Raw genomic sequence first — 9332 nt, 5'->3', positions numbered from 1 at the left:
TTATTATTTTCTGTAATCCATTTTTTTGTTCGTTTTTCAACCTTTATAAGCTCTTTGTAGTTTTTTGCAGGACTTGTAGGATCTGCAATTCCCATAACATTGAGTGGTTTCCAAAGTAAACGCACCATAAAACGGCTCCATTTCCAAAAAATATAGTTCCACCAATCTGCTTGATGTCCATGTGTTAAAAAAAGTTCTTGACCAGTGTTACAATGCTTTAACACAATACCTTCATGATATTTAATATCCTTAAATAACTCGACTTCTTCTCCAGTTTTCGCATCAAAATAAGTAGATAAATGTTTTTTTACATAGTTTGGATCTCTGTAAACCATATCGTGGTTTCCCCAAATCATATGCAGTCTATTATCCTTATGAAACTGTTTCATAAGTAGATACACATTTTTATGTGCGTTTAAAATAGAATTAAAAGATAAGTTTTCCCAAAGCTCATCACCATCACCAAGTTCGCAATAGCTAAAACCATCAGCATAATAATGTTTTAAAGCGTGAAAGTAGATGTTTCTGTTATTGGCAAAATCGTCGGCAAAACTATTGTCACCACGATGACAATCACTAAACAAAACAATTTTGCTATCGTTGTCAAAGTCAACAATCTTTGCTTCTTTGTAAGCACGATCTAATCTCTTTTTAGCTGAAAACATATAGGTAAAAGTAAACAAATTTCAATAAAAAATGCGCTTCAGTAATAAAGCGCATTTCTTAAAGTTTTTAGTATTTCAATAAAACATTTGAAAATAAAATATTTTATATTCGAGTGAGTTACCAAACGCGGCTTAGCCGCTATTTAAAGGCATTTAAGCCAGTAACATCAAACCCAGTAATTAATAAATGTATATCGTGTGTGCCTTCATAAGTAACAACACTTTCAAGATTCATCATATGTCTCATTATAGAATACTCTCCACTAATTCCCATACCACCTAACATTTGTCTAGCATCACGAGCAATTTTTAAAGCCATATCTACATTATTACGTTTTGCCATAGAAATTTGAGCTGAGGTAGCTGTTCCGTTTTCACGCATTACACCAAGTCTCCAAGCTAATAATTGTGCTTTGGTGATTTCGGTAATCATTTCTGCTAATTTCTTTTGTTGTAGCTGAAACTGTCCAATAGGCTTTCCAAATTGTATACGTTCTTTACTGTAACGTAAAGCAGTATCATAACAGTCCATTGCAGCACCTATTGCTCCCCAAGCAATACCAAAGCGCGCAGAATCAAGGCAGCCAAGTGGTGCGCCCAATCCAGATTTGTTTGGTAGTAAATTCTCTTTAGGGACTTTTACGTTATCAAAAATAAGTTCTCCTGTCGCACTAGCTCTAAGAGACCATTTGTTATGCGTTTCAGGAGTTGTAAAACCTTCCATACCACGTTCTACTACTAAACCATGAATGCGCCCTTCTTCATTTTTAGCCCAAACAACAGCAACATTACAAAATGGAGAATTACTAATCCACATTTTTGCACCATTTAATAGATAATGGTCACCCATATCTTTAAAGTTAGTTGTCATTCCGCCAGGATTACTTCCGTGATCAGGCTCTGTTAATCCAAAAGATCCGATCCATTCACCAGAAGCTAATTTTGGTAAGTATTTTTGACGCTGTGCTTCGTTTCCGTACTTCCAAATAGGATACATAACTAAAGAGCTTTGTACAGAAGCAGTACTTCTTACACCACTATCACCACGCTCAATTTCTTGCATTATTAAGCCATAAGAAATTTGGTCTAATCCAGCACCACCATATTCTACAGGAATGTAAGGTCCAAAAGCACCAATTTCTGCTAGTCCTTTTACAATTTGTTTTGGGAATTCTGCTTTTTGAGCGTATTCCTCAATAATAGGCGAAACATCACGCTTAACCCATTCTCTGGCAGCATCACGTACTAATTTGTGTTCGTCTGTTAACAATTCGTCTAAATTGTAGTAATCTGGTGCTTCGAATAAATCTGGCTTCATATCAATATTTTATGATATCAATTTTATGAATTCCACAAAATTGAATGTGTTATTTTATTAGTTTAACAAAAATAATGAAAATGCTTGCATTGCCCAACTACATTTTAAGATAAAACTCTTTGGTTAGGTTTATATAATCTTTAGTGTAGTTGTGTCTAGTGTTCTCAATTACAAGTTCGTTAATATTTATATCGCTTTCGCGGAAAGACATCGCGATTAAAGAACGTTTAATTTCCGAATTGTTTGTGCCTCGAACACGCGTAATTTTATTTGTTTTTAAGTTTACAGCAGAAGCTAATGCAATAAATTTAACTTCTTCTTTAAACGGAATAATAGTACAAAACGTTCCGTCTTCTATCAATAATTTAGAAACACTATCTACTAAATGTTCAAAAGGCATAGCATCTTGGAAACGTGCTAAGTCACGTTGTGTACTTTCTGTTTTGTAATCTTCACTATAAAATGGTGGATTGCAAATAATAAGATCGTATTTGTCTTCAATTTCTTCTGTAAATTCAGCTAAGTCTGCATGATAGCAAAATAATCTATCGCTCCAAGGTGAGCCTTCAAAATTCTCGACACATTGCTCGTAAGCTAATTCGTCTATTTCTAGAGCATCTATAACTTCGGCATCACAACGTTGCGCAAGCATTAAAGATAAAATTCCAGTTCCAGATCCTATATCTAGAGTCGCAAAAGGTTGTTTTTCTATAGAAGCCCAAGCACCTAATAAAACACCATCTGTGCCAATTTTCATAGCACATTGGTCTTGGTTTACTGCGAATTGTTTGAATTTAAATGGATGGTTACTCATAATGTTAAGAGTCCTTAAAATTTATGATAAGGATTTAAGATAGGATTATTCTTCTAAATACAAATCTATAAGTCCTTCAGGTGTTTTTACATAAATAATTTTATTCTTCTTATCAACTTTAGAAATAAATTCATCATTCATTGGTATTAAAATTTCAATACCATTTCTATCAATTTCAAAAAGAGACTGTGCAGTCGAGTCGTTTACACCTTTTATAATACCAACATTACCAAAGTTTTCATCTTCAACTTTAAAACCAATAATCTCGTGAAAATAGAATTTGTCGTCTTCCAATTCTGGCAAGGTTGATAAAGGAAGATAACATTCGCTTTTTATCAATGCATCTGCATCTGCCTCTGTATTTACATCTTCAAATTTAACACGAAGTAATTCGCTTTTATGTAATTGAGAGCTTTCTATAAAAAAAGGAATAAAGTTACCGCGTAAATCTATAAACACGGCATCTAGGTTTTCGTATAATCCAGGCTCGTCGGTATCTAGTTTTATAAGTAACTCACCTTTAAAACTGTATTTCTTTACAATTTTTCCTAAAAAGAAACATTCTTCTTTTGTCATAACTATTTTGCATAAAAAACTCCGATAAAAAGTTATCGGAGTTTAAAAGTATAAAAAATTAATTTTCTATTCTTCTTCGTTTGAAGCTTTAGCGTCTTCAGCCGGAGCTTCTTCAACAACTGGAGCGTTAGCTGCAATTCTTGCTTCATTTGCCGCTTTTTCAGCGTCAAATGCTTTGGCTTTAGCATCAGCTTCCGCTTTAGATAAACCATCTTTTTTAGCATCTACCTTTCCAGTTTTTTCTTCTAACCAAGCAGCGAATTTATTCTCAGCTTGCTCTTCAGTTAAAGCACCTTTAATAACACCACCAGCTAGGTGATTTTTTAATAAAGCACCTTTGTAAGATAATAATGCTTTGGCTGTATCAGTAGGTTGTGCACCATTCTGAAGCCATTGTACTGCACCATCAACATCTAATTCGATTGTTGCAGGATTAGTGTTGGGATTGTAAGCTCCTAATTTTTCTAGGTACTTACCATCTCTTTTCGCGCGAGCATCTGCTGCTACGATCCAGTAATAAGGTTTTCCTTTCTTACCGTGTCTTTGTAATCTTATTTTTACAGGCATAAAAATTAATTTGTGAGGTACGCGACCTCTATTATTAATAAGTCCGCAAATGTACAATATTTATTTAAATATCAAGTTTTTAATTTAATTGTATCTCATTGTAATTTTTTATTTTATTTTTGAGTTCTTGAAATACTAAATACTATGAAAAAAATTATTGCTTTAATACTTGTTGCTTTTACCTTTTTAGGCTGTGGAGAGAATATTGAGTTTAATACGCCTACATTTCAAGGCAATAAAGATGGAAACTTATGGAAAGCTAATTCTTTTAGAGCTAACGTTAACGGTTTGGGAGTATTAACAATTGTAGGTTCAGATAATTTTGAAACTGTTACTCTACAGGTAAATAATACTGATTTAATTGTTCATGACATTACAGAAACAGCATCCTCAGGTTCTTTATTAGATTTTGATGGCGTTTTATTTTCTTCGAATAATTTTCCAGATCCAAGTGTTCAGGTTTTTCCTGCATCTGGAATGATAGATTTATTAGAAGTAAATATTGAAGAAGGCTATGTTTCTGGAGAGTTTTTCTTTAATGCATTTAACAGTTCTGGATTAAGTTCAGTTAATATAAATAAGGGTGTCTTTCATAGAGTGCCTTTGGTTGGTTTTGTAGTAGATTCTGGTGGGTCAGTCGATACAGCTTGTGCTTCTGCTGAATCAGTAACAGCAGCAACTTTAGTTAATTTTAATGGTACTCCGCCTGGAGATGCAAACTTTTCGAACGTTTGTAATGCTTACAGAATAGCTTTAGAAACTCAAAAAACTACTTGTGGTGATCCGGATAATTCAATACAGACTATAATTAATGGCTTAGATTGTATGTAATTTTTTACTATAACACTTAAAAGCGTAGACTCATTAATTTAAGTCTGCGCTTTTTTTTTGTTTACAATTGTTTATAACTTTCAGCTTAAAAAATTATCTATTTTGCTTAATTTTATAAGCTCTACTTTATTACTACAAAATAGATTTACAATTCTCTAAAAGGCAAATTATGTATTTAATTTTCGATACTGAAACAACAGGATTACCTAAACGTTGGGATGCACCAATTACCGATACAGATAATTGGCCAAGATGTATTCAAATTGCTTGGCAGTTGCATGACGATATGGGAAAATTGATCGAAAGTGAAGACTATTTGGTAAAGCCAGAAGGCTTTAATATTCCATACGATGCAGAGAAAATTCATGGTATTTCTACAGAATTAGCTCACGAACAAGGTGTTGTGTTAGCAGAGATTTTAGAGAAATTCAACATTGCATTAAATAAAACCAAATTTGTAGTTGGACAAAATGTAAAATTCGATCTCAATATCATGGGAGCCGAATTTGTGAGAGAAAATGTTGAAAACCAATTACAAGAATTACCAGTTCTAGATACCTGTACAGAGCATACCGCAAAGTTATGTGAACTTCCTGGAGGTAGGTATGGTAAATTTAAGTTGCCAACTTTAACAGAGCTACATCAGTATTTATTTAATAAACCTTTTGGAGATGCGCACAACGCAACTGCAGATGTAGAGGCAACAACACGTTGTTTTTTAGAACTCATTAGAAGGCAGCAATACACTGTTGAGCAACTTGACGTTCAGCCAGATTATTTTAAGAATTTTTCTGAAGCCAATCCACAGCCTATAAAATTAATAGGTTTAAAACACATAAATCTAAAGCAAAAAAGCGCTAAGATTAATGCAAGGTTACAAGAAGCAGAGAGTAACGCTAATGAGGTAGATTTAAAAAACAATATTGAAGAGTTAAAAGCTGTTGATTTTGTGCATTTACATAATCATTCTCAATTCTCAGTATTACAATCTACAATGAGTGTTGCAGATATAGTAGCTGTAGCAGCAGAGCATAATATGCCTGCTGTTGCTTTAACCGATCACGCAAACATGATGGGAGCTTTTCATTTTGTAAATGCAGCAAATAAGCATAATAAAGGTGTTGAAGCTAAAATTGCGGAAACAGAAGCAGAAGGCAAAACAACAACAGCAAAAAAAATAAAACCAATTATTGGTTGTGAATTTTTTGTGTGTGAAGACCATTTAGATAAAAGTAGAAAAGATAATGGTTATCAAATAGTCTTAATTGCCAAGAACAAAAATGGCTATCACAATCTAGCAAAATTGTCTTCTCATGCATACACAGATGGATTTTATTATGTGCCAAGAATTGATAAAAAATTAATAGAACAATACAAAGAAAATTTAATTGTATTAACTGGAAATTTATATGGCGAAGTGCCAAGTAAAGTTTTAAATATAGGTGAGAATCAAGCTGAAGAAGCTTTAATTTGGTGGAAAGATACTTTTGGTGACGATTTGTATGTCGAGTTAATGCGACATGATCAAGAAGACGAAAACCGTGTTAATCCTACTTTAATAAAACTAGCCAGAAAGCACGCTATAAAACTTGTTGCTACAAATAATACGTATTACGCAAAAAAAGATGATGCTAATGCGCACGATATTTTACTATGTGTAAAAGAAGGTGAAAAGCAAGCGACTCCAATAGGACGTGGTCGTGGTTATCGCTATGGTTTGCCAAATCAAGAATATTATTTTAAGTCTGCCGAAGCTATGAAAAATAGCTTTAAAGATGTGCCAGATGCTATTTCTAATATTCAAGAAGTTGTTGATAAAATTGAAAGCTACCAATTGGCGCGAGATGTTTTATTACCAGCGTTTGACATTCCGCAAGAATTTGTAAGTGAAGAAGATATACAAGATGGTGGAAAACGAGGAGAAAATGCTTTTTTACGTCATTTAACTTATGTTGGAGCCAAGAAGCGCTATGGAGAAGAATTAAGCGAAGAAGTTATAGAGCGATTAGATTTTGAGTTGAGTGTAATTGAAAAAACGGGTTACCCAGGTTATTTTTTAATTGTAGAAGATTTTATTCGTGAAGCAAGAAATATGGACGTTTCGGTTGGCCCAGGTCGTGGCTCTGCAGCTGGTTCTGTGGTTGCCTACTGCTTGTGGATAACCAATATTGATCCGTTATTATACAATCTACTTTTTGAGCGTTTTTTAAATCCGGATCGTGTAAGCATGCCAGATATTGATATTGATTTTGATGATGAAGGTCGAAGTCGTGTTATGGATTACGTAATTAATAAATACGGAAGCAACCAAGTAGCACAAATTATTACCTATGGAACCATGGCTGCAAAGTCCTCTATTAGAGATACTGCTCGTGTTTTAGATTTACCATTATTTGATGCCGATAGAATTGCGAAGTTAATTCCAACAATGTCTAAGTTGGGTAAAATTTTCGGTTTAAGCGAAAAAGAATTAGGAAGTAAATTTAGAGCTGAAGATTTAGAGAAAATTAACGAACTGTTGAATATATCTGATGGTGATGACCTCCAAGCTGAAACCGTAAACATTGCAAGATCTCTTGAAGGTTCTGTTAGAAATACTGGAATTCATGCTTGTGGTGTAATTATTACACCAGACGATATTACTAAGTTCGTGCCAGTGGCTTTGGCAAAAGATTCCGATTTATATGTCACGCAATTTGATAACTCTGTCGTGGAAGATGCAGGATTATTAAAAATGGATTTCTTAGGATTAAAAACGCTGACTTTAATTAAAGACACAGTCAAGATTGTAAAAGCGAAGCATGATATTTTATTAGATCCAGATAGTTTTCCGCTAGATGATGAAAAGACATACGAGTTGTTCCAAAGAGGAGAAACCGTTGGTGTTTTTCAATATGAATCTCCAGGAATGCAAAAGCATTTAAAGGATTTAAAACCTACGGTTTTTGACGATTTAATTGCCATGAATGCACTCTATCGTCCAGGTCCAATGGAGTATATTCCAAGTTTTGTAAAAAGAAAGCATGGTGATGAAGATATTGAGTACGATTTACCAGCAATGGAAGAGTACTTAAAAGAAACTTATGGTATTACAGTTTACCAAGAACAAGTAATGTTACTCTCGCAAAAATTAGCAGATTTCACAAAAGGTGAAGCCGATGTTTTGCGAAAAGCAATGGGTAAAAAGCAGATTGCTGTACTTGATAAAATGAAGCCAAAGTTTATTGAGCAAGCCAGTGCGAAAGGTCACGATGCTAAAAAGCTAGAAAAAATTTGGAAAGATTGGGAAGCCTTTGCAAGTTATGCCTTTAATAAGTCTCACTCTACATGTTATGCTTGGATTGCTTACCAAACCGCTTATTTAAAAGCGCATTATCCAGCCGAATATATGGCAGCTGTATTATCTAATAATATGAATGACATTAAGCAAGTGACATTTTTTATGGATGAGTGTAAACGGATGAAGCTATCTGTACTTGGTCCAGATGTAAACGAAAGTTATTATAAGTTTTCTGTGAATAAAGATAATGCTGTGCGTTTTGGAATGGGAGCCATAAAAGGTGTTGGACATGGAGCAGTAATGACTATTATTGAGAACAGAAAAGAAGACGGGAATTATAAGTCTATTTTCGATATTGCTAAGCGTATAGATTTAAGAGCAGCCAATAAAAAAGCATTCGAAAACTTAGCATTAGCTGGAGGTTTCGATTGTTTTGAGGGTGTACATCGTGCGCAATATTTTCAGAAAGAAGGCAGCGATTTAACCTTTTTAGAAAAAGCTATAAAATATGCTCACAAGTTTCAAGAAAATGAAAACTCTGCACAAGTAAGTTTGTTTGGTGGAGAAAGTGAAGTTGAAATAGCAGAACCTCAAATTCCACCATGTGAAACTTGGGGAACCATGGAAAAACTAGCACAAGAACGCGAAGTGGTTGGTGTCTATATCTCTGGACATCCATTAGACGATTTTAGAACAGAAATGAAAAGTTTCTGTACTGGAACTATTGCTTATTTTAACGATTTGTATCCACATGTAAATAAGGAAATTACCTTTGGTGGTGTAGTTACAGATGTAATACATCGTGTAAGTAAACAAGGAAAAGGTTGGGCAATGTTTACTATTGAAGATTATACAGATACGTTCGAGTTTCGCATTTTTGGCGAGGAGTATTTAAAGCATCGTCCGTTTTTATTAAAAAATACGTTTGTACATGTTAAAACTTTTGTTCGTGAAGGTTGGGTAAATAGAGATACCGGTAAAAAAAGTGATCCAAGATTGCAGTTTAATAGTTTTCAATTGCTGCATGATGTTATGGATAAGTATGTGCGTAAGCTTTCTATACAGTTAAATATAAAAGAATTAGAATCTAATAAAATTCAGAATTTAAAAGAGTTGATTTCTATGCATCCTGGTAGTCATTTACTAGATTTTGTGGTTTACGATAATAGAGAACAAATTAAATTAGAAATGCCAAGCCGAAAGCAAAAGGTTAAAGTGTCTCAAGAGTTGTTAAGTGAATTGGAAGAACAACAGATTTTTTATAAGTTGAATTAATATGAG

The 9332-nt window shown here is 33.8% G+C and carries 7 protein-coding genes; 2 read left to right on the top strand and 5 right to left on the bottom strand.

Going from position 1 to position 9332, the window contains the following annotated elements; all coding sequences use genetic code 11:
• The 5 genes from Q0C58_RS05640 to Q0C58_RS05620 form a co-directional block, all read right to left on the bottom strand.
• Positions 1-665, bottom strand: a 665-nt coding sequence (locus Q0C58_RS05640) for a serine/threonine protein phosphatase (RefSeq protein ID WP_290698649.1), incomplete at its 3' end; no start/stop codon positions are given.
• Positions 666-804: 139 nt separating this feature from the next.
• Positions 805-1983 carry an acyl-CoA dehydrogenase family protein gene (locus Q0C58_RS05635; protein ID WP_290698646.1) on the bottom strand — a complete coding sequence of 393 codons (1179 nt, stop codon included), beginning with the start codon at positions 1981-1983 and terminating at the stop codon, positions 805-807.
• 97 nt (positions 1984-2080) lie between these two features.
• Positions 2081-2797: a methyltransferase gene (locus Q0C58_RS05630; protein WP_290698643.1), complete on the bottom strand. Its 717-nt coding sequence runs from the start codon at positions 2795-2797 to the stop codon at positions 2081-2083.
• A 45-nt stretch (positions 2798-2842) separates the two neighbouring features.
• A complete protein-coding gene (gene rimM / locus Q0C58_RS05625; protein WP_290698640.1) occupies positions 2843-3373 on the bottom strand; it encodes a ribosome maturation factor RimM in 531 nt (176 codons plus the stop codon).
• 66 nt (positions 3374-3439) lie between these two features.
• On the bottom strand, positions 3440-3940 hold the full coding sequence (locus tag Q0C58_RS05620) for a 30S ribosomal protein S16 (protein WP_290698637.1): 501 nt from the start codon (positions 3938-3940) through the stop codon (positions 3440-3442).
• Between the two features lie 144 nt (positions 3941-4084).
• Here Q0C58_RS05620 and Q0C58_RS05615 point away from each other — a divergent pair, with 144 nt between their 5' ends.
• Both Q0C58_RS05615 and dnaE read left to right on the top strand, forming a co-directional pair.
• Positions 4085-4771, top strand: a complete 687-nt coding sequence (locus Q0C58_RS05615; RefSeq protein WP_290698635.1) for a DUF6252 family protein — start codon at positions 4085-4087, stop codon at positions 4769-4771.
• Between the two features lie 169 nt (positions 4772-4940).
• The gene (dnaE, locus tag Q0C58_RS05610; protein ID WP_290698633.1) at positions 4941-9326 is read left to right on the top strand and encodes a DNA polymerase III subunit alpha; all 4386 of its coding nucleotides are present in this window, start codon (positions 4941-4943) and stop codon (positions 9324-9326) included.
• The last annotated feature ends 6 nt before the right edge of the window (positions 9327-9332 follow it).

It is taken from the genome of Lacinutrix sp. (assembly GCF_023299985.1).
In the GTDB taxonomy this organism is placed as follows: domain Bacteria; phylum Bacteroidota; class Bacteroidia; order Flavobacteriales; family Flavobacteriaceae; genus Lacinutrix.
The sequence above is the reverse complement of the archived record's forward strand: the minus strand, read 5'-3'. Positions and strand labels throughout refer to the sequence as shown.

Coding starts and splice junctions, on each gene's coding strand:
- Q0C58_RS05635 (WP_290698646.1), bottom strand. CDS start 1,983: ATGAAGCCAGATTTATTCGAAGCACCAGATTACTACAATTTAGACGAA.
- Q0C58_RS05630 (WP_290698643.1), bottom strand. CDS start 2,797: ATGAGTAACCATCCATTTAAATTCAAACAATTCGCAGTAAACCAAGAC.
- rimM (WP_290698640.1), bottom strand. CDS start 3,373: ATGACAAAAGAAGAATGTTTCTTTTTAGGAAAAATTGTAAAGAAATAC.
- Q0C58_RS05620 (WP_290698637.1), bottom strand. CDS start 3,940: ATGCCTGTAAAAATAAGATTACAAAGACACGGTAAGAAAGGAAAACCT.
- Q0C58_RS05615 (WP_290698635.1), top strand. CDS start 4,085: ATGAAAAAAATTATTGCTTTAATACTTGTTGCTTTTACCTTTTTAGGC.
- dnaE (WP_290698633.1), top strand. CDS start 4,941: ATGTATTTAATTTTCGATACTGAAACAACAGGATTACCTAAACGTTGG.